Origin of the sequence: Kribbella sp. NPDC059898, from assembly GCF_042730855.1 — a bacterium.
GTDB lineage: Bacteria > Actinomycetota > Actinomycetes > Propionibacteriales > Kribbellaceae > Kribbella.
In genome coordinates, this window is sequence record NZ_JBHWKR010000002.1 from 592,449 (window position 1) to 613,457 (window position 21,009).

Consider the following 21,009-nt stretch of genomic DNA (forward strand, 5'->3'; position numbering starts at 1 on the left):
GTTCCCATGTTCCGTACGGCGCTGTCCCTTGTCCTGGCGACGAGCCTGGCCACCGGTGCCTATACCGAGCCCTACCGGCCGCAGTTCCACTTCAGCCTTCCGCACAGCTGGATGGGCGATCCGAACGGGTTGGTCTACGAGAACGGCCAGTACCACCTCTACAACTACGGCACCTGGGAAGGCGCCACGAGCAAGGATCTCGTGCACTGGGAGAACGTCCCGGTCACCGGACCGCAGCGCGACACCGGCAGCAACGCGTTCTTCTCCGGCAGCGCGGTCCTCGACACGCACAACACCAGTGGCTTCGGTACGGCGCAGAATCCGCCGATGGTCGCGATGTACACCAGCGTCCAGGAAGGCTCCGGGGTGCAGGCGCAATCCCTTGCCTACAGCACCGATCACGGCCGGAGCTGGACCCGGTACGACGGCAACCCGGTGCTCGATCTCGGATCGAAGGACTTCCGCGATCCGAAGGTGTTCTGGTACCAGGGCAGCTGGCGGATGGTGATCACGCTGTCCGATCAGCACAAGGTCTCGATCTACAGCTCGCCGGATCTCAAGCAGTGGACGCATCTCAGCGACTTCGGCCCGTTCGGGTCGGTGAGCGGGGTGTGGGAGATGCCGGACCTGTTCCCGCTGCGGGTCGACGGGAAGGCCACCAAGTGGGTGCTGTCGGTCAGCGTCGGGTCGACCGGCGTGCAGTACTTCGTCGGGACCTTCGACGGTACGACGTACACGCCGGGCGGGCCTGCGACGTACACGCCGCCGGCCGGCGTACCGCTGGAGAACTTCGAGTCCGGGAGCTACGGGGACTGGACGACGTCGGGCGATGCGTTCGGGGCCGCACCCGCGACCGGGACGTTGCCCGATCAGCAGGCGGTGTCCGGGTACGTCGGGTCGCGGCTCGTGAACAGCTTCAACGGCGGCGACCGGTCGACCGGAACGTTGAGTTCGCCGACGTTCACGATCACCAAGCCGCACCTGAACTTCGCGATCGGCGGCGGATCGCATCCGTACGTCGACGGCGCCGCGCCGTTCGGGACGCTGCCCGCCGGTGAGGTGTTCGCCGACTTCTCCGGGTCGACGTACGGCGACGGGTGGACCGCGACCGGGTCGTTCGTGGGGTCCGGTCCGTCGCCGTCGAGTCTGCCGAATCAGCTCGGTCCGAAGGTGCTCGACACGTTCACGCCGGACGGGGACGCCGGGACCGGGACGATCACGTCGCCGGTCTTCACGATCGATCGCCCGTACATCGATCTGCAGGTGGCGGGTGGGGAGCACCCGTGGGGGCAGGCGAATCCGACCGCGGTCAACCTGCTCGTCGACGGCAAAGTGGTCGCGAGCGCGAGCGGTCCGAACGCGCCGGACCTGACCTGGAACAACTGGGATGTCAGGCAGTACCAGGGCAAGCAGGCGCAGGTGCAGGTCGTGGACGACAACAGCGGGGCTTCGGGCTGGGGCCATCTGATGGTGGGCGACATCCTGTTCGCGGACAGTCCGGCGCAGCCGTGGGATGTGCAGACCGGGGTCAACCTTGTGGTCGACGGGAAGGTCGTACGGTCGGCGACCGGGGGCAACAGCGAGGCTCTGGACTGGACCTCGTGGGATCTGCAGGACCTGATCGGGAAGCAGGCGCACCTCGAGGTCGTCGATCACAACAGCGGCGGGTGGGGGCATGTGCTTGCCGACGACTTCCGGTTGAGTGATTCGCCGGCGCTGAGTACCAACGAGCGTGCGCAGTGGATGGACTACGGGAGCGACTTCTACGCCGAGAACACCTGGAACGGGATCGGTGGGAAGCGCGTGGGGGTCGCGTGGATGAGCAACTGGGCGTACGCGGGGCAGGTCCCGACGACGCCGTGGCAGGGCGCTACGACGTTCCCCCGTGAGCTCACGCTCCGCACCATCAACGGCAAGGTCCAACTGACCCAGCAACCCGTCGGAGCGATCGGCAGCCTCCGGGGACAGGCTGTCCAACTCACGACCTCAACCAACGGGACGAAGGCGCTCGCCGTGAACGGCGACACCCTGGAGATCCAGGCGACCCTCCGCGCCGGCACCGCCTCGCGCTTCGGGTTGAACGTTCGCACCGGCGGTTCGCAGTACACGCAGATCGGGTACGACACCCGGACCAAGAAGCTGTCCGTCGATCGCACGCACTCCGGGAAGGTGGACTTCAGCTCGTCGTTCGCGGACGTGAAGAGCGCGCCGCTGAACCTGGTGAACGGCGAGCTGAAGCTACGGATCCTGGTCGACCGCTCGTCGGTGGAGGTCTTCGCCGATCAGGGCCAGGTGACGCTCACGGACCAGATCTTCCCGGACCCGACCAACCGAGGCGTCACCCTCTTCGCCGAGAACGGCACGACCACCGCCGACGTCAAAGCCTGGCCCCTCAAGTCCAGCTGGAACTAGCCGGGAGGTCTACGACAGCCGCTCCCCGGGCGGTCGGTCCGATGTGGTTGAAGACCACCGACCGACCGTCCGGGGTGACGGACGGATGCGGGTGGTACGGGTGGTTCTCGTGGGTGGTGGTGGCGAGAACGGTGCGTTCTCCGGTGTGGGTGTCGATGGCAACGATCGAGCTCTGGTGGTCGGCGTTCTGCCAGCCGCGGCCGGGAGCGTCGGCGGGGCCGCTGGTGTCGACGACTGCCCAGCGGCCGTCGCGGCTGATGCCGCAATGCCAGTCGCGGTCGCCCGCGCTGACCAACCGGGTCGCCCCGTCGGGTAGGACCTCCCACAGACCGCGCGGGCCCACCGGGCTCTCGCCGTACGCGACCACCAGCGCGCCGGGCCGATGGAACATCCACCGTTCATGCCCAACCGCCACCGGCCGGCCAGGCTCGTCGGACATCGCGAACTGGTCGGCGACAGCGACGCCCTTCGGCGCATGCACCGGGTGGTACGCCCAGACCCGATCGGGGACGGTCGACGCGGAACCCTCGTGCGAGAAGGCGATCCACTGCTCGTCGGCAGGGCAGTAGTGGGCGTGGTTCGCCCACCACTCGAACCGCGCGAGCGACTCCGCCGTACCGGCCGCCAAGTCGATCTCGACCAGCGTCCGCTCCTCCCCCGCGGTCAGCACGGTGACGGCACGCCGCCCGTCCGCGGACACCCCCACCAACCCGTCCATCGTCGCCCCGTCCGGCGGGGTGTACGCGACCCGCGCGACGCCCGCGCCCCGCAGCTCCTTCACCACCAACCGGTTCTGCCACGGCACGATCAGCGTCTCCGACTCCACCGCGATGTCGATCCACGGCGGCGTACCGGCATCCTCGAGCTCCAGCAACACGACAGGGTCCGCCCCGTCGAGCCCCACCCCGACCACCTCGAACCCGCGGCCGCTCTCCCGCACCAACGCGACCCCACCGTGCCAATACCCGTTGTAATGCGGGTACGTCGCATACGCCCCTTCGACAAGGATGTTCATCCGACGACCTGCGCAGTCCTGAAGAGGCCCGGGTTCTTGGGCGCGCTGCCGACCCCGGCGCCCCACTCCAACCAGCCCTTGCGGGCGTCGCCGTTGACGCCGGAGTCGTCGTCGTTGGCGAGGAACGACAGCCCGAAGACCCCGGCCGGCGGTCCGCTGAAGCCGAGCGACGTCCACGGGATGATCATGTGGTACGTCGTCACTCCGGCGCCCCGCGTGATGTCCGCCGTCGCGCCCGGCGTCGGGCCGACCTGCTCCCCTGTCGGCGCCGTGAATGTGTAGACGGCCGGGCCGCTGTCGAGCAGGGCCGCGCCGATCTCCACCCGCTGACCACCGAGCACCGTCGGTAACCGGTCGTACGTGTCGAGCTGGATCGAGTCAGTCTGCCAGAGCAGGTCGTTGCTCCGGGCACCGTGATGGACGTCGTCTGTGATCCGGGCGTCGACCACCAGCGCGTCCGCGGTGTGCGTGAACCGTACGGTGCCGCCGAGGTCGGCCGGACCGGTCCGGGTCCCGCCGCGGATCGGGACGAACTTGCTCTGCGTGTCGAGGTTGATCGGCGCGAGCGTCTGCGCCGCGTTCGGCTCGATCGGTGAGTACGACACCGTGCCGCTGAGCGTCTTCGCGTCCACGATCACACGGTAGGCGACGTTGTCGTAGAGGCTCACCGAGCTGACCGGCAGCGTCACGGCCGCGCTGCCGTACGCCGGGATCTCCGGCGCCGCGGCCGATCCACCGGCGGCGCCCACGGCGTACCGGATCGCTGTCGGGGTGACGGGCCGGGAGCGGTTGTTGGTGAGAGTGACCTTCAGTCCGTACGAGTCGCCGATCACCGGCTCGGCGCTGAGCAGGAGCGGTTCGACGACGTTTGTCGTGGCGCGCAGGTCCGCGACCAGCTGCCGGTCTTTGGTGCTCACGGCAACGGCCACAGGCCGGTCACCGAGGACGGTCGTGGCCGGGAGCTGCAGCGTCACCGAGGTCTTCCGGCCGGGTGCGGTCACCAGTTCCGCACCTCCGACCATAAGTTTGGCGGGGAGGCCGGCCCCGGGCTTGGTCCGGTCCGCTGTGACCGTCACCGGTACGTCGTCACCCGCGACCGTCTTCGCACCGACCGAGACGCTCAGCGGCGACTGCGCCACCGCGACGTGCTGCACCGTACCGGTCACGAAGACCGGGCCGGCGTCGAGCGTCACCGTCACCTTGCCGTCGTGCGGCGTGATCGTCCGCGCCGCCCCGAACTCGTCGGTCAGTCGCAGCGGACGGTCTGCCGTCAGCTGCACCTGCTCGGAACCGGTCGACCACAGCACCCGGGTCGTCTCGCCGCCACCGACGTACGGATAGCTGTAGGCGGTCGTCGAGCCGAGGTCCTCGCGGGTCTGCTGCTGCTTTCCGGAGACCATCCGGATCAGCGTCGCGTTCGAGACCGCGCCGGGCTTCGGGGCCACCCCGAGTACGCCGTCGTTCGGGCGGCGGAACAGCCCGAAGCGGTGTTCGCGTTCGCCCGGGTCGTCGCCGTCGTCCATCGCGTCGTACCACAGGTACTTGGTCACGCCCGCGGCCTTCGCCAGCACCTGGGCACGGATCAGGTCGTCGGCCTGTTGTGGTTCGGTCGAGCCGGCGGTGTGCGTGGGCCAGCCGTTCTCGGTGATCCAGACCGGGAGGTTCCGCCCGCCGTCGAGGCTGTGGATCTGCTGCACGAGCGCGGGAAGTTCCTTGGTCAGCACGGTCTTCTCGGGGATCGTGTTCGGGCCGAGACTCGAGTAGCCGTACATGTTGGCCGCGAACGAGTCGACGTACTTCAGCCCGCCGAGCGCGAAGAACTGGTCGAGCCAGGTCTTGTCGATGCCCGCGGTCACCGGGCCGATCACGTTCGCGATCGGGTTGCCTTCGTGGATCGGCGCGTACACCGCCTTCAGCATGTCCAGGTAGCAGGGCGGCGTGATCCCACAGGCGCCGTTGTTGAACCCGGTCCCGTTGAACTCGTTGTAGATGCCGAAGTCGTTCGTCACCGGCGCGTAGAACTGCGCCGCCGCCTTGGCGTACCGGCCGAACGCGGCCAGTCCCGCCGGCGTACTCGGCGTCCGGCCGCCGTCGTAGAACTTGTTGTTGTAGGCAAGGTTCCCCATCGGCGCGATGCCCAGCGCCTTGGCCTGGCGGGCGCGGGCGTCGAACGGGTACGACGCGAAATTGTACGTCCCCGGCGCGGTCTCGACCGCCGACCAGCTGATGTCCGAACGCGTCTGCGCCCAGCCGACGTCGGCCATCGCCTGCGCCAGTCCGTCCTCGAAGCCGGTGTAGTGCCCGAAGTGCGTGTCGACGCCGAAGAACGGATCCCGGACCGTCGGCGCAGGTGTAACCACACCGAAGGACGTCGACCGAGTCAGCGTCTCACCGCCGACCGCACCCGAGAACGTCAGCGAGTAGTACCCCGGCCCCAGGTCGGTCGCCGCCACCGACGCGTGACCGGTCGCGTCGGGCGTCACCCGCCCGGACCGCAGCGGTACGCCGTTCTCGTCGCCGATCGTGTAGTCCACCGCGGACGCGAGCGTCGCGAACTGCAGGTTGGCGGCACCCTGGCGGAACACGAGATCCGGGTTCGTGACCGCCAACTGCGGAAGGTCCGTGAACGTCACGGCGATCCGGCCGATGCAGACGTCCGGCATCGAGCCCGCGGCGGACTTCACGTCCAGCCGGAAGTCGGCGCCGTTCGACCGGTTCGCGAACTTGATCTTGGACAGCTCGAACGTGTGCGACAGCCACGTCCGCGACCCCGTCAGCGGCTGGTTCGCCGAACCGGTCCACGGGTTGCTGACGCCGTCGTACTGCACATCCAGGTTCGTCGCGCCGGCGTCGTAGTAGTCGACGGTCACCAGCGCACGGTCCGCGCCGGCCGGAATCGCGGTGTCCGCGACGTCGACGTACAGGTAGCGGACGTACGGGTCGTTGGACAGCTGCCAGCACTGCCGGCCGTCCTTCTCCGTGCTGGCGTGCGCCGGGTCCTTGTCGGCGTCCCCCGGCCAGGCCCGGACGACTCCGGTGTACGACGGGGTGCTGCCGAGGACTGCGACCGCGTCGGGGCCGACGGCGGTCGCGGTGAGTGGGTGGAGGGACGCCGCCAGCAGTCCGGCGGCGACGATCGTGCCGGCCGAGCGGCGGCGGAACGGGCGTGGATTCATCGAAACTCCTGACCGATCGTGGGAGCGAGGGTTCCGGAAACCTGAGGACCCGGACGCTAGCCGATCCCGCGATTCTGGGCAAGCGCTTGCCCGCCGTAATTTCCGAGAGGCCTGATTAGCGCGGGGAATCCGCGCTCAAAGCACGCCGAAAAGCTGGGACAGCGCTGTCCCGCCGGTGCGGATATCATGTCCGCGTGCCGAACGAACCGAAGGTGACCACCCGACTGGCCGACGTCGCCCGGGAGGCCGGCGTGTCGCCGTCGACCGCGTCCCGGGTGCTGAACGGCAGCGCCCGGCAGGTCGCCGACGAGTACCGCGAGCGGGTGCTGGCCGCGGCCGAGCGGGTCGGCTACACCACCAACCTCGCCGCCCAGGCGACCGCCCGCGGCCGGTACCCGGCGATCGCGCTGGTGGTCGGCGACATCCGCGACCAGTTCTTCGCCCGGATCGCGTTCGGTGCGATCCGCGAGGCGGCCCGCCGCGGGTACGTGCTGAACCTGCTCTCCACCGAGGGCGACACCGATCGCGAGCGCAGTCTCGTGCACGACCTGCGCCGGCAGCGCCCGGAGGCGCTGATCCTGGTGCGGAAACGGGACACCACGCCGACGGCGGGTTCGAAGCTGCTGCAGGAGCTGATGGAGTTCGAGCGGGAGAGCGGCCGGGTGGTGATCGTCGGCGAGCCGTCCGAGCCGGTGCTCGCGATCCGACCGCCGGACTTCGACGGCGCGAAGGACCTCGCCACCGCGATGCTGGGGCTCGGGTACCGCGACTTCGCGGTGTTCAAGGCCGATCCTCAGGTGCCGTCGACGCAGGACCGGCTGGACGGTTTCCGGGCAGGGCTGTCCGCCGGCGGCGTGGCCTTGCCGGACAGCCGGGTCTACCCCGCCGAGCGGAGCTTTCCCGGCGGTGCCGCGGCGGCGGCGGCCTACCTCGCCGACGGCCGCGACACCGAGCTGATCTTCTGCACCGAGGACGAGGTCGCGCTGGGCGCGATCCAGCACCTCCGCTCCCAGGGGTACGCCGTTCCCGAGCAGCTCGCGTTCGCCGGGTACGGGCGGCGGCGAGTGAACCCGTTCGGCGACGAGGACTGGCTGACCACGGTGCGCTCGCCGTTCGAGGAGATGGGCGCGGCCGCCGTCGACGCCGCCCTCGGCCCCGCGATCACCGGCGTACCCCGCTCGGCCCCCGAAGTCCACCTCGGCGCCAGCACTCCCGGACGCACCGCGTCTGCCTGAGCCGGTCCCCCGGCTGGAAAGCGTGGGAATGCGTCCGGGAAAGTGTCCGGCCGGCGCCGGGTGCGAAACTGCCCGTGCGCTCGATTCTTAGCGCTACAACCCGTTTCCCGGTCTTGACACGGTTGGAGGCCGGACCGTAGCTTTCGGGAAAGCGCGTTCCCAGTGTCGTTTCCCGGGGCGCCCGATCTTCCAGCCACGGAGCACCTCGATGACGATGACCGTTCACCGGGCGGACCAGGGAACTCCGCCGTCCGCGTCCGCCGGTCCCCCGGCGCGGGCGGGCCGGCTGAGCCTGGCCGCCCGGATCCGGCGGGACCGGATGCTGCTGCTGTTCGCCGCGCCCGGAATGCTGCTGCTGGTGGTGTTCCACTACCTGCCGCTGCTCGGGAACGTGATCGCCTTCCAGGACTACCTGCCGTTCCTCGGGTTCCGCGGCAGCGAGTGGGCCGGGCTGCACAACTTCTCGGTGCTGGTCACCGGCGACAGCGATTTCCTGACCGCGCTGCGGAACACGCTGGTGCTGTCGCTGATCCAGACGGTGTTCGTGTTCCCGATCCCGATCCTGCTCGCCCTGGCGCTGAACAGCCTGCTCTCGGAGCGGGTGAAGAAGCTCGTCCAGTCGATCCTGTACCTGCCGCACTTCCTGTCCTGGGTGATCGTGGTCTCGCTGTTCCAGCAGATCCTCGGCGGCAGCGGGATGGTCAACCAGTTCCTCCGCCAGCAGGGCTGGGGCGCGCTGAACGTGATCGGCAATCCGGACGGGTTCTTCACGCTGCTGACCAGCCAGGTGGTCTGGAAGGACAGCGGCTGGGCGACGATCCTGTTCCTCGCCGCGCTGTCCCGGATCGACGTCGAGCAGTACGAGGCAGCGGCCGTCGACGGCGCGTCGCGGTGGCGGCAACTCTGGCACGTCACGCTGCCGGGTCTGCGCGGAATCATCGTGCTGCTGCTGATCCTGAAGCTCGGCGACTCGCTCACAGTCGGGTTCGAGCAGATCATCCTGCAGCAGCCGGCCGTCGGTCAGCAGGCCAGCGAGGTCCTCGACACGTACGTCTACAACAACGGAATCGTCAACGGGGACTGGGGTACGGCGGCCGCGGTCGGCCTGGTCAAGGGACTCGTCGGCGCCGCGCTGGTGTTCGGCGCGAACAAGATCGCGCATCTGTTCGGCGAGGCGGGGGTGTACCAGCGATGAGAAACGGACAACCTCTGCCCGGGCTGATGTCCCGTACGTTCCGCGGCGTCGCGCTGGCGGTCTGCTGCTTCCTCGTCCTGTTCCCGTTCGTCGGCGTCGTGACCACGAGCTTCGCCGGCCAGGACGATGTGAACCGGACGGGCGGCCTGGTGATGCTGCCGCGCCAGTGGACGTTCGAGGCGTACCACGCGATCTTCTCCGGCGGCGTGGTGACGCGCGCGCTGCTGGTCAGCGTGTTCGTGACCGCGGTCGGGACGCTGTGCTCGATGGCGGTCAGCACCCTGCTCGGCTACGCGTTGGCCTCGCGGGAGATGGTCGGCCGGAGCTGGATGCTGATGCTGGTGCTGCTCAGCCTGCTGTTCTCGCCCGGCCTGATCCCGAGCTACCTGATGGTCAAGCAGCTCGGACTGATCGACAGCCTCTGGGCGCTGATCGTGCCGACGATGCTCAGCGGGTTCAACGTGATCGTGGTCCGCGCGTTCTTCCTGGGCATCCCGGACGAGCTGCTGCAGAGCGCCCGGATCGACGGCGCCGGCGAGTGGGCGATCTTCCGGCTGATCGTGCTGCCGCTGTCGAAGGCGGTGCTCGCGGTGGTCGGCCTGTTCTACGCAGTCGGTTACTGGAACGCGTTCTTCAACGTGATGCTCTACATCAACGACCAGTCCAAGTGGACCTTGCAGTACGTACTCCGGACGTACGTCGTGAACAACACCCGGATCGGCAGCGATCAGGTCAACGTCGACGCGCTGCCGCCGCAACCCGCACTCCAGATGGCCGTCCTGGTGGTGTCCATCGTGCCGGTGCTGCTCGTCTACCCGTTCCTCCAGCGGCACTTCGCCAAGGGCGCCCTGACCGGCGCCGTCAAGGGCTGAACCGCCTTCATCACAAGGAGAAATCATGACTTCAGGTCTGTCCCGACGGGACCTGCTGAAGGTCGGCGCCGGCCTCGGCGCGATGGCGGCGCTGGGCGGCTGCGGCGGCGGTTCGTCGCCGCAGGCCAACTCGCCGCAGAGCAAGGCCGGCGCGTTGCCGAAGTACATCCGGTTCCCCGGCTTGCCGGCGCCGGATCTGCCCGGCAACGACCAGGGTCTGCTCGACGCGTTCACGAAGTACCCGACGACGCTCGTGGACGCCTGGAAGGGGCGGACGCCGGGTGACGGGAAGCCGGTCACCGGGCTCGCGCAGCTGAACGGCGCGGCACCGCCCGGGCTGCCGGGCAACGTGTTCTGGAAGGCCGTCAACGATCGGCTCGGGTCGCCGGTGCAGATGCAACTGGTGAACGCGGGCGACGACTTCAACACGAAGATCGCGACGATGAGCGCCGGCAACGACTTCCCGGACATCATGCAGATCAACAACTCGATCCCGTCCCTGGACCGGTTCCTGGCCGCGAAGATGCTGGACCTGACGCCGTACCTGTCCGGTGCGAACGTACAGAAGTATCCCGCGCTGGCGAACATCCCGACCCGGTACTGGGAGGCCTGTGTCTTCGACGGCAAGCTGTACGGCCTGCCGATCGCGCGCGGGCTGCTGTCCGCGTGGGGGCTGTACTACCGGACCGACCTGATCGAGGAGGCCGGCGGGCAGGCGAAGGTGGCAAGCTTCGACGACCTGTACCAGTTGGCCAAGGCAACGACCAACCCGAAGGCCGGCGTCTGGGCGTTCGCGAACAGCCCGCTGGACTACGTCCGGATGATGCTGGCGATCCCGGCGGGCTGGCAGGAGTCCGGCGGCTCGATGGTCCACTCGATCGAGCACGAGCACCAGCAGCAGGCGCTGGAGTCGACCCGGAAGATCGTCGCCGACGGCCTGGTGAACCCGGACATGGCGGCCGCTCCGCCGTCGCAGTGGCAGCAGTGGTTCGGCAGCAAGAAGGCCGCGCTGTTGGGCGGGACGTACAGCGCCTGGGTGAGCCTCACCCAGCAGGGCGTGCCGACGGACAAGATCGGGATGTTCCCGGTCGCCGGGTACGACGGCGGCAGCGCGCCGGGCTGGAAGGGCGGCCTGAACAACAACATCGCGGTGATCCCGGCCAAGAACAAGGACCGCGCCGAGACCTTGCTGAAGATCGCCGACTTCCTTGCGTCCCCGTTCGGTACGTCGGAGAACCGGCTGCTGAGCAGCGGCGTCGAGGGTCACAACTACACGCTCGACGGCACCAAGATCGTGCTGAACCAGGACCTCACGAACGAGCGCAGCCTGGGCCTGAACTACCTGGCCGCGCCGCCGCCCGTGGTCGCGTCCTCCACCGACCCGCGGTACGTCCAGCTTGAGTACGCCGCGCAGCAGAAGCTCGCCGCCGACGGCACCATGGACCTCGCGCAGACGCTGTTCTCGGACACCAACTCGCGCAAGGGCCCGCAGCTGGACAAGGAGCGGCAGAACATGGAGTTCGACATCATCCTCGGCCGCAAGCCGGTATCGGCCTGGAAGGAGTACGTCGACGAGTGGAAGAGCTCGGCGGGCGACAAGATCCGGGCCGAGCTGCAGAAGGCGTCCGAGGTCGCCGGCGGCTGAGCTCCCACCCACCAGGAGGAACAAGATCGTGCACTTCTCCACCGAGACGTTCGACGCCGAGCTGATCCGGCTGGCCCGGGTCGCCGGTGACCAGGCGTACGACGCGACGGCCGGGCTGATCGCGCAGGAAGCGAAGTACAATCCGATCCACACCCGGATCTGGACCGGCATCCGGCACCCGCACCGGGAGAGCGTGGCGTACGCGCTGGTGCTGCTCGAGTCCGGCGTGGCCGCGGACGTGCTGCTCGCCGAGGAGATCCTGCTGCGGGTGCTCGCGGAGCAGGACGTCGAGGACGCGTCCCCGACGTACGGGATCTGGAGCTACTACCACGAGGAACCGCTCGATCGGATGGTTCCGCCGGACTGGAACTGGGCGGACTTCATCGGGCGGGAGCTGGCGTTCGTGCTGTTCCGGCACGAGGCGCGGCTGTCCGACGCGACCCGGACGGCGGTGCGGGTCGGGCTCGGGCATGCGGCCCGGTCGATCATCCGGCGCAACGTCGCGATGAGCTACACCAACATCGCGGCGAAGGGCACGTTCGTGACGCTGGCCGCGGGTCAGCTGCTGAAGGACGCGGAGCTGACCGAGTACGCCGTACACCGGGTCGGCCGGCTGCGGGAGCAGATCGAGGCGGCCGGGAGCTTCGCGGAATACAACAGCGCCGGGTACTGGACGATCACGATGGAGGCGATCGCGGCGATCGTCCAGTACGTCGACGAGCCGGAGGCGGTGGCCGGGGCGCGCTGGATCGTCGAACGGCTGTGGGAACACCTGGCCGGGCGATGGCACGCGCGAACCGGGCAGCTGAGCGGTCCGATGGCCCGCGTGTACACGGACGAGCCGGCCCGGACGCCGGATCTGCTCGCGCTGCTGGCGAAGGCGACCGGGTTCGGCGGGATCTTCGCGGACCTGCCGGAGCTGACGCCGACGCTCGGGCTGGCCGGTCCGGCGCTGGTCGAGGTCGAGGCGCCCGCCGCGGTCGTCGAGCGGTTGTTGGACACGCCAACGGGTGTGGTCCGGGAACGGTTCAGCTACCTCGAGGGTCAGGTCCCGGTGGTCGGGACGACCTGGCACGGCGCGGACGCGACGCTGGGCAGTGTGAGTGCCGGCGAGTACTGGCTGCAGCGCCGGCCGTTGATGGGGTACTGGCGTGCGCCGGACGACCCGGCCTGGGGACCGTCGCGGTTCGTCAAGCTGCATCTGATGAAGGACGATCACGACTTCTCGTCGGCGGTGTTCGCGTCGGTGCAGTCCGGCAGCCAGGTGCTGTGGTCGGTGAGCTTCGTGTCGCCAGGCGGCGACGAGCACATCGGACTGCATCAGATCGAGGCGGGGCAGGCGTTCCCGGTCTCGTCACTGCGGTTGGTGCTGGAGATCGCGGGCGCCGACGGGGCGACGGTCTCGGAGATCGGTCGGCAGTTGCGGGTGAGTACGCCGGGCGTCGATCTCGTCGGCAGTGTGGACTCGATCAGCTTCGGCGATCACCGGCCGACGGTGCGGGTGGAGCGGGCGGACGACCGGATCCTTCTGGTCGTGGAGCTGCTGGAAGGGCCGACGTCGTTGACGATGCAGGACATCGCCCCGGTGGAGGTGACCGGCACGTTCTCGCTGTTCGAGGGCGCCGACCGGCCGGACGTAGCCGCACCGTCGATCACCGTGTACGACGGGGACGTGCAGGCGCACTGGGTCACGGCGGACGGCAAGCAGTTACGGCTGGTGGCGCCGGCCCGGGTGACCACCAAGACGGGGCATCCGCAGGCCGTCCGTACGTCGATCGACGGTCGCGCGTGACCGGGACGCTGCTGCTGACGTTCGACGATCGGCACGTCGCGGGCTGGGAGGAGGCGCTGCCGCTGTTCGAGGCGGCCGGGGCGCGGGTGACGTTCTTCGTCGTGGAGGCGGATCTGCTCGACGACGCAGAGCAAGCGGGGGTCCGGCGGCTGCTGGCCGCGGGGCATTCCGTCGGGTCGCACGGCGCCCGGCATCGCAACGCCGACGAGGCAATCCTGGAGTTGGGCGCCGCGGAGTACCTGCGGACCGAGATCACCGGCAGCGTGGCGGCGCTGCGGTCGCTGGGTGCGTCGGCGAGCAGCTTCGCGTACCCGAACAGCCGGCGGGACGAGACGACGGACGCGGTGTTGCTGGAGGTGTTCGATCACCTGCGGGGCGGGAGTCCGCGCACGACCGATCTCGGTGTAGCGCGGGCGTCGATCGTGCCCAGGGACGCGAAGGTGTTTCCCGGGCGCGGCATCGACACCGGGCGGGGCGGCGTACCGCAGCTGAACGACGCCGTCGCCCTCAGCGAGCTCTTGGGTGAGCTCGCCGAGGGCGACGGAACGCTGGTGCTGTACGCCCACGAGATCGCCCCGGTCGGCCGAGGCAACCACATCCACCCGGACCGCCTCCACGCCGTACTGATCGAGGCGCGGAGGTTAGGCCTCAGAATGGTCGGCTTCGACGACTACTCGCCGGCCAGCTGGTCGTAGTGCGTGGTGACCGCCGCGTGGCCGGCCACGTTGAAGACGGCCGGGATCTTGCCGTACGACGTGATCGCGGTCGCCGCGCCGTTCGCCTTGCTCAGCGCGAACTGGTAGCCGGACTGCGTGTCGTTGTCGATCGCGACGAGCAGCGAGCCGCCACGGGTGCCGCAGCTCTGGACGACGAGCGACTCGTAGGTCGACCAACCCGTCGAACGGATCTGCTTCATCACCGGCTTGGCCCCGGCCGCGACCGGGATGTGCGCGGTCCAGAGCGCACCGGCGTTCGTCGTCATCAGCAGCGTGTCGTACGTCGCCGTCTCGCTGATCACCGTCATCGTCTTGAAGCCCTTGAACCCGGCGATCGGGCCGAGGGACCGGAAGCCGGCACCGACGATCTGGTAGCGGTACAGGCTGCCGTTGGTGTTCAGGCCGTACAGGTACGCGTGCCGCGGCGCGGCGACGCTGAAGTTCGACGTGGCGATCGACTTGAAGCTGGTCCAGCCGGAACCGACCTTCTTGAAGGTGGGCGACCAGGTGTAGGTGTCGCCGTTGTCCCGCGCGTACGTCGTGTGCCGGTACAGGTTGCCGCCCTGCAGGAGCAGGCCGTAGTAGTAGATCTGCGTGCCGGCGGCGTTCACCGCGCCGTACCAGGTGGTGTTCGCACGGCTGCCGACGAACTTGAACGGCGTGTCCTGGAAGGCCTGGATGCGGCGCCCCGGCATCGCCAGGGTCTCCTGCGACGTGCCCGCGGCGGTCGGCGACATGACGTCGCTGACGCACGGGTCACCGGCCGCCTTGAGCGTGTTCGGGTTCACGTTCCGGGCGAACGGGTGCTTCGGGTCGGCCTGGCCGGTGGCCGCGGCCGGGACCGCGGCGGCGGTCGCCAGCAAGGCCACGCTGGCAAGCGCGAGCGCAAAACGCTGCAACTTCATTGGGTTCCCCTCTGGAAGATCTCATGCCCCCGAGATCGCGCCGACTATAGCCGACCCGTCGGACATGTGCGGACTGAGTTGCAGGTAGTTGCAGCTCAGCCGTAAGAAAGCAACCGAGGTTTGGGGGGAAGGCGAGCGAGCGGGACGACCACCTACTTGGCTGTCAGCTCCGGCGGCGGGTGAGGGCGATGGCGCCGATGCCGGCGGCGATGAGGGCCAGGGCTGCGAGTAGTACGGCGGGGCTCACGTCGCTGCCTGTGTTGGGGAGTTCTGGCTTCGGGCGGCCCGGCTGGGGTGGGGTTACCCGAACGGTGACGGTGCTGGTGTTGTTGTTCGGGTCCGGGTCTGCGGTGCTCGACTGCGCGGTGGCGGTGTTGGTCACCGAAGTGGCCGTCGTGTCGACGAGGACGTTCAGGGCGACCGTTGCTGTCATACCGGGGTCTACGCGGCCGACCGCGCACGTCACCTTCTGACCCGACGCCGTGCAGTGTTCGGGCGTGCTGGTGAGATGCAGACCGTTCGGCAGTACGTCGGTGACTGTGACAGCGGCTGCTGACGACGGCCCGGCGTTGTGTACGGCGACCGTGTAGACCAGCGAGTGCCCCGCGATCACGGTTGTCGCCGAGGCGGTCTTCTGGACGCTGAGGTTCGCGGACTGCGTCGTACGGCCGCTGACCTTCGCTTCGTTGTTGGCGATCACCGGGTCCGGTGTGGTCGAGCCGACGCGTGCCAGGTTCTCCAGCGTGCCTGTGAACCCGGGTACGACGGTTGCGGTGATCGTCACGGTGACGGTGCCCCCAACGGCGAGCTCCGGCGTACTGCAGCGGACCGTGCCCGCTTCAGGAGTGTCCGGCGCACCGGGTGCTTCCGGCGGGAGCAGGATGCAGCTGTTGCCGGTTGTGGTGACATTGCTGAGCCCACGCGGCAGTTCGTCGGTGATGGTGACCGTACGGGCGTGGGACGGGCCGTTGTTCTTCACGGTCAGCACGTACTTCACGGTCTGCCCGGCAACCGGTGCAGCCGGCGACATGGTCTTCGTGATCGCCAGGTCGGCCAGTGCGGTGACGGGAGACTCCGCAGTACCGGTGTTGTTGGACGGGTCCGGGTCGGTGGTGCGTGAGGTCGCTGTTGCGGTGTTGGTGAGGCGCGTGCCGTCGTAGCCGGCTGCCAGCCGCACGTGGAGTACGACGACCACCTGGCCGATCGGCAGGTCGCCCAGCTGACAAGTGACGGCACGGCCCTTCGCAGTGCACCCGTTCGACGCGGAGGTCACAGTGAGACCGGTAGGCACAGTGTCGGAGAGTGCTACTGCGCGTGCGGTCGACGGACCGGCGTTGTTGACGACGATCGTGTAGTCGAACGCACTGCCCGGCGTCACACCGGCAGGGTCGGACGTCTTCGTGACGGTCAGGTCCGCCCGCGTCTCGACCGGCGTGGTGATGGTCGAGCTGTTGTTGCTCTCGTCCGGATCGGTGACCGGCGAGGTGGCAGTGGCCGTGTTCGTCAGCGACGTCCCTTGGTACGACGGGTCGAGAGTTGCTGTGATGACCACAGTCACCGCTTTGCCCGCAGGGATGGTGCCGAGCGCACACCGGACCGTCTGACCGGTCGCTGTGCACTTGGGGTCGACGGTGATGATCTTGAGTGACGTCGGGAGGCTGTCGGTCGCGGTGACCGCGGTGGCGTCGGACGGGCCGTGGTTGACCACCGTCAGCCGGTAAGTCACTCCCCCGCCAGCTACTACGGTCGCGTCGTCGCTGGTCTTGATGACCTCGACGTCGGCGACCTGCTCAACGTCAGTCGTCACCTCGGTCTTGTTGTTGGACGGGTCGGGGTCGGTCGTCTTACTGCTCACCGAGGCAGCGTTGGTGACGGCGCCGGTCTGTGAGGCTGCGACGGCGACCCGGATGACGACGACCGCGTTCCTGTTGGCAGCAACAGCACCCAACGCACACGTCACCGTGGCGTTGGCAGTCGTACAGGTCCCGTCAGCACTCGTTGCGTCCAGCACCGACAGGCCTGCCGGTACTGCGTCGGTTACGGAGACCTGCTGTGCTGTGGAAGGTCCGGTGTTGTGCACGGTGAGCCTGTAGACGGCCTCGCCACCTGCCACGAGCGGCGACGGCTGCACGGTCTTGGTGATCGCCAGGTCCGCGGCAGTGGTCAGCTTGGTCTCTGCGGTGCTGCTGTTGTTGCTGTCGTTGGGGTCCGGCGTCTGCGAGCTCACCGTCGCCTTGTTGGTCAAGGTCCCGGCCGGCTGGTCCGGTGAGACCTTGACGACCACGGTGATCGTCGTACTGTCTCCAGGTGCCAGCCGCCCGACAGTGCAGCTGACCACGGAGTCTTCGTGCGTACAGCGGGCAGCGCTGACGAACGTCGTACCTGCAGGCAGCGGGTCCGTCACTACGGTTCCGACAGCGTCCGAGGGGCCTGCGTTGTGCACAGCCAGCGTGTAGGTCAGCTCGTCACCCGCAACGGCCGTCGCAGGCGCGGTCTTGACGACGGACAGGTCAGCCTCGGCCCGTACCGTCGGTGTGGTCGTCGAGGTGTTGTCCGACGTCGTCGGGTCTGTCGGAGTCTCAGAGGTGGCTGTCGCGGTGTTGGCGAGTTCCCCTGGCGCGGTCTTGGCGGCAACAGTCCCTGTCACCGTGACGACGAAGTTGTCGCCTGCCGCGAGTGTTGCGGCCATACAGCGCACCTGCCCGTTGACCGCAGTACACGTCGCTCCACCGTCGGCGGACGCTTGTACTCCGGTAACAGCGTCCGGTACGTCGTCAACGACCCGGACGACCTGTGCGTCCGACGGGCCGGTGTTGCGGACGGTCAGCTTGTAAGTGATCGCCTTACCAGCGACCACGGGGTCCGGTGAGGCGGTCTTGGTGATGGTGATGTTCGCCTGCGCGCCTGTGGTGATCGTGTAGGTCGCGGTGTTGTTGGTGTCGACAGGGTCCGGTGTCGGGGACGCTACGGTCGCCGTGTTCTTCAGGTCGTTCGGTGGCGTGCCGGACGGGACGTTGGCGACCACGGTCACCGTGACGGTGTCTCCTGGTGCCACCGTGCCGACAGCACACGTCGCGGTGCCGCTGGCCTCAGTACAGCTGCCAGCAGAGCTCTTCGCGGACACGTACTGCAGTGGAGCCGGTACGGGGTCAGTGACCTTCACAGACTGCGCCGCGGACGGGCCGTTGTTCGTTACGGTCAGCGTGTACGTAACCGGCTGGCCTGCGTGTACAGGGACCGGCTGGGCGGTCTTGGTGATCGCCAGGTCGGCGCTTGCGGTCACGGTGTCCGTCGTACGTCCGGTGTTGTTGCTGGTGTCCGGGTCGGGCGTCGCACTCTCGGCGCTCGCGGCGTTGGTGAGATCGCCGATCGCCTTGGGCGAAACGAGCCCGGTGACGGTCACGATCGCGGTCTCGCCAACCGGGAGGTCACCCAAGGGACAGGCGATCTGCCCGCTGCTGACGGTGCAGGTGCCGGCCGAGGTGTCCGCGGTCACGTCGGTGACTGCCGACGGTACGGCGTCGCTCAGGTGGACGGCCTTCGCGTCGGACGGGCCGGTGTTGTGCACCTTGATCTGGTAGGTGATCGGCCCACCCGCGACGACCGGCTTGGTCACGGTGGCCTTCGTGACCACCACGTCCGCCTTCGGCGCCGCCGGGGTGACTGTGACGGTGTCGGTGTTGTTCGAGTCGTCGGGATCCGGGGTGTCGCTGACGACCTTCGCGGTGTTCGTCAGCGCGCCGCCCTGGTAGCCGGAGTCGAGCGTCGCCGCGATCCGTACCGCGACACTCGCGCCGGAGGCGAGCTTCGGAACGGTGCAGTTCACGTCGCGCGCGGCCGACGTACAGGTCGCCGTGGACTGTACGCCGGTGATCGTGAAGCCGGCCGGGACCGCGTCGGCGATGCGGACCTGCTCCGCGTCGGACGGCCCGTTGTTCTTGACGGCGAGCGTGAAGACGACAGGCTCACCTGGCGCGGGTTGCGCCGGGTCGACGGATTTCGTCAGCGCGAGGTCCGCCGTACGGGTGACGTCGGTGGTGACCGAGGACGTGTTGTTGTCCGGGTTCGGGTCGGAGGTCGAGCTGGTCACCGTTGCGACGTTCGTGAGGCTGGTCGCGGTGCTCGATGACGAGACGCGTACTACCACCGTGATCGTTGCCGTTGACCCGGAACTGATGGTTCCCAGCGAGCAGGTCGTCGACGTACAGGATCCTTGGGTTGGCTTGGCGGAGACCAGCTCCACGCCGTCCGGGAGGGTGTCGGTGACCTTCACGTCCTCCGCGGGGCTCGGACCGTTGTTGCGGGCAACCAACGTGTAGGTGACCTCGCCGCCCGCGGCGACCGGGTCCGGCGTCGCGGTCTTGGTGATGGCCACGTCCGCCTCGGCCGCGACGGGCGTGTGCACCTCGTCGGTCCGGTACGTGTACTGCTTGTTGAGCGTCTCGGCCGTGTAGTCGAGCAGGCCGACGTTGTCGAGCGTCGTACCGGCGGCGGCCTTGTCGACGGTCACCCGGAAGCGGACCGTCGTACTCTGATCCTTCGCGAGCCGGCCGCCGGTGGTCGCGTTCGCGCCGGTGCCGACCCGGAAACGGACCGTGCGACCGCTGTAGTCGGCCTGGTCGTCGCCGGACCCGTCCGTCTTCGCGCCGGCGCCCGCACCGGAGACGATCGACAGCGAGCCCGGGACGTACGTCGTGTTCGCCGGCAGCTCGTCGCGGACCGCGGACCTCAGCGCGGCGTCGTCGCCGGTGTTGCTGAAGCTCATCGTGTATTCGAGGGTGTCACCAACCTTCGCGGGGGTGTTGCCCTCGAGGTCGCGTACCGTCTTGGTGCCGACGATGGTCGGCGCGTACAGGTCGATCTGGGTGGTCAGCGCGGCCGGGTAGTAGACGTCACCGGTGCTCGCGAAGGTCAGCTCGGCGCTGGTCGCGTTGTTCGGCAGGATGCCGGCGGCGTCGACCACCTTCGCGTCCACGCCCAGGTTGTTCACGCTCGCCGGGGTGCGGTCGGCGAGGTTCTCGCCGCCGTCGGTGATCCGGCTGCCGTAGAAGTTCGCCGACGGGTTCTGCGCGTCCGCGAGCCGGGTGCCGTTGACCGCGAAGTAGTCCCCGGTGATGCCCGCGTCGCCTTCGTACGTGACGCTACCGAAGCGCGCGTTGACGGCACCACTCGGCGGCGCGAGGAAGCCGGAGATGCTGGTGCGTACGGGCTCGCCGCTGGACACCTTGGCGTACCCGTTGAAGACGCTGAGGTCGCGGAGCGGCTCGTCGGCCTGCTGGTACGCGATCACCAGGCTCCACCCGGCGTACCGGTCGGCGCCGGTGCCGGTCGGGACGTCGGCGCCCCAGTACTCACCGTTGCCTCCGGCCCGTACCAGGTCGGTGACGTCCAGGTAGGACGAGTAGTCGTTCTTCGAGCCGGTGTTCAGGTAGTCGGTCCGGTCCGCGGTGACAGCCTGGTACGCCGACTTGCCCGGGAGGCGCAGGCGCATCGTCGTACCGTCCTCCTTGCTGGCCGTACCGCCGCTACCGGCGCCGCGGGCCGCACCCCAGAACAGGCCGGCGTACAGGACCTGCGCACCGGCCGGGAGCGCGACGGTCGCGCCGGAAGAGGAGTAGGTCGACGGGTCGTTGTCCAGGTCCAGGAGTTCCATGGGCCAGTCGTTGTTGTTCGCCTTGGTGCGGCCACCGTCCAGCGTGGCGCGACAGGCGGCGTTCGACCGGTCGCAGGTGAGAAGACTGTTGCCGGTGATCCGGACGGCGCCGTTCGTCTGGGCACCGAACACCTTCCCGAAGTCCCGGACCGTGTCTGCCCGGGCGGTTGCCGGTAGCACCAATCCGGCAGTGACCACGAGCACAAACCCAAGCAACATGCGCAACCCACGGCCACGAACGGCCATCCGAACTCCCCGTTCTGTTCAGCAGTCGCCAGACATACCACACAACGGACTTAATGTAGCCGATTGACTACACAGTGTGCGGGAACATGGACTCACAGCTGTCAGGTGATGAGCACGAAGGTGATCGCGCGGACAGGAGGCAGTGTC

At 68.6% G+C, this 21,009-nt stretch carries 11 protein-coding genes; 7 read left to right on the forward strand and 4 right to left on the reverse strand.

The window, feature by feature from the left end; translation table 11 throughout:
• Nucleotides 1-6: 6 nt before the first annotated feature.
• Nucleotides 7-2,412, forward strand: coding sequence for a GH32 C-terminal domain-containing protein (locus ACFV9C_RS08410; RefSeq protein WP_380191715.1), 2,406 nt, complete (start codon nt 7-9; stop codon nt 2,410-2,412).
• Here ACFV9C_RS08410 and ACFV9C_RS08415 read toward each other — a convergent pair.
• Nucleotides 2,393-3,427, reverse strand: coding sequence for a hypothetical protein (locus tag ACFV9C_RS08415; RefSeq protein WP_380191717.1), 1,035 nt, complete (start codon nt 3,425-3,427; stop codon nt 2,393-2,395). The genes ACFV9C_RS08410 and ACFV9C_RS08415 overlap by 20 nt on opposite strands.
• Nucleotides 3,424-6,603, reverse strand: coding sequence for a hypothetical protein (locus ACFV9C_RS08420; RefSeq protein WP_380191719.1), 3,180 nt, complete (start codon nt 6,601-6,603; stop codon nt 3,424-3,426). The genes ACFV9C_RS08415 and ACFV9C_RS08420 overlap by 4 nt, the downstream gene beginning before the upstream one ends.
• Nucleotides 6,604-6,797: 194 nt before the next feature.
• On the opposite strand from ACFV9C_RS08420, the gene ACFV9C_RS08425 reads away from it, so the two are divergent.
• The 6 genes from ACFV9C_RS08425 to ACFV9C_RS08450 all read left to right on the forward strand — a co-directional run bounded on the left by ACFV9C_RS08425 (nt 6,798) and on the right by ACFV9C_RS08450 (nt 14,037).
• A complete protein-coding gene (locus ACFV9C_RS08425) occupies nt 6,798-7,838 on the forward strand; it encodes a LacI family DNA-binding transcriptional regulator (protein ID WP_380191721.1) in 1,041 nt (346 codons plus the stop codon).
• Nucleotides 7,839-8,046: 208 nt separating this feature from the next.
• The gene (locus ACFV9C_RS08430; RefSeq protein ID WP_380191723.1) at nt 8,047-9,033 is read left to right on the forward strand and encodes an ABC transporter permease; all 987 of its coding nucleotides are present in this window, start codon (nt 8,047-8,049) and stop codon (nt 9,031-9,033) included.
• Nucleotides 9,030-9,905: a carbohydrate ABC transporter permease gene (locus tag ACFV9C_RS08435; RefSeq protein ID WP_380191725.1), complete on the forward strand. Its 876-nt coding sequence runs from the start codon at nt 9,030-9,032 to the stop codon at nt 9,903-9,905. The genes ACFV9C_RS08430 and ACFV9C_RS08435 overlap by 4 nt, the downstream gene beginning before the upstream one ends.
• Nucleotides 9,906-9,930: 25 nt before the next feature.
• Nucleotides 9,931-11,550 carry a substrate-binding domain-containing protein gene (locus tag ACFV9C_RS08440; protein WP_380191727.1) on the forward strand — a complete coding sequence of 540 codons (1,620 nt, stop codon included), beginning with the start codon at nt 9,931-9,933 and terminating at the stop codon, nt 11,548-11,550.
• 28 nt (nt 11,551-11,578) lie between these two features.
• Nucleotides 11,579-13,342: a hypothetical protein gene (locus ACFV9C_RS08445; protein ID WP_380191728.1), complete on the forward strand. Its 1,764-nt coding sequence runs from the start codon at nt 11,579-11,581 to the stop codon at nt 13,340-13,342.
• Complete coding sequence (locus tag ACFV9C_RS08450) at nt 13,339-14,037, forward strand: polysaccharide deacetylase family protein (RefSeq protein ID WP_380191730.1); 699 nt, start codon at nt 13,339-13,341, stop codon at nt 14,035-14,037. The genes ACFV9C_RS08445 and ACFV9C_RS08450 overlap by 4 nt, the downstream gene beginning before the upstream one ends.
• Here ACFV9C_RS08450 and ACFV9C_RS08455 read toward each other — a convergent pair.
• Entirely contained in the window at nt 14,013-14,963 is a 951-nt protein-coding gene (locus ACFV9C_RS08455) for a hypothetical protein (RefSeq protein ID WP_380191732.1), read from the reverse strand. The two genes, ACFV9C_RS08450 and ACFV9C_RS08455, sit on opposite strands and share 25 nt — an antisense overlap.
• A gap of 163 nt (nt 14,964-15,126) precedes the next feature.
• Nucleotides 15,127-20,820: an LPXTG cell wall anchor domain-containing protein gene (locus ACFV9C_RS08460; RefSeq protein ID WP_380191733.1), complete on the reverse strand. Its 5,694-nt coding sequence runs from the start codon at nt 20,818-20,820 to the stop codon at nt 15,127-15,129.
• Nucleotides 20,821-21,009: the final 189 nt, after the last annotated feature.

Excerpts from the sequence above, each read along its gene's own strand:
- ACFV9C_RS08440 (WP_380191727.1), top strand. The coding sequence starts at position 9,931 with ATGACTTCAGGTCTGTCCCGACGGGACCTGCTGAAGGTCGGCGCCGGC.
- ACFV9C_RS08455 (WP_380191732.1), bottom strand. The coding sequence starts at position 14,963 with ATGAAGTTGCAGCGTTTTGCGCTCGCGCTTGCCAGCGTGGCCTTGCTG.
- ACFV9C_RS08420 (WP_380191719.1), bottom strand. The coding sequence starts at position 6,603 with ATGAATCCACGCCCGTTCCGCCGCCGCTCGGCCGGCACGATCGTCGCC.
- ACFV9C_RS08435 (WP_380191725.1), top strand. The coding sequence starts at position 9,030 with ATGAGAAACGGACAACCTCTGCCCGGGCTGATGTCCCGTACGTTCCGC.
- ACFV9C_RS08410 (WP_380191715.1), top strand. The coding sequence starts at position 7 with ATGTTCCGTACGGCGCTGTCCCTTGTCCTGGCGACGAGCCTGGCCACC.
- ACFV9C_RS08430 (WP_380191723.1), top strand. The coding sequence starts at position 8,047 with ATGACGATGACCGTTCACCGGGCGGACCAGGGAACTCCGCCGTCCGCG.
- ACFV9C_RS08415 (WP_380191717.1), bottom strand. The coding sequence starts at position 3,427 with ATGAACATCCTTGTCGAAGGGGCGTATGCGACGTACCCGCATTACAAC.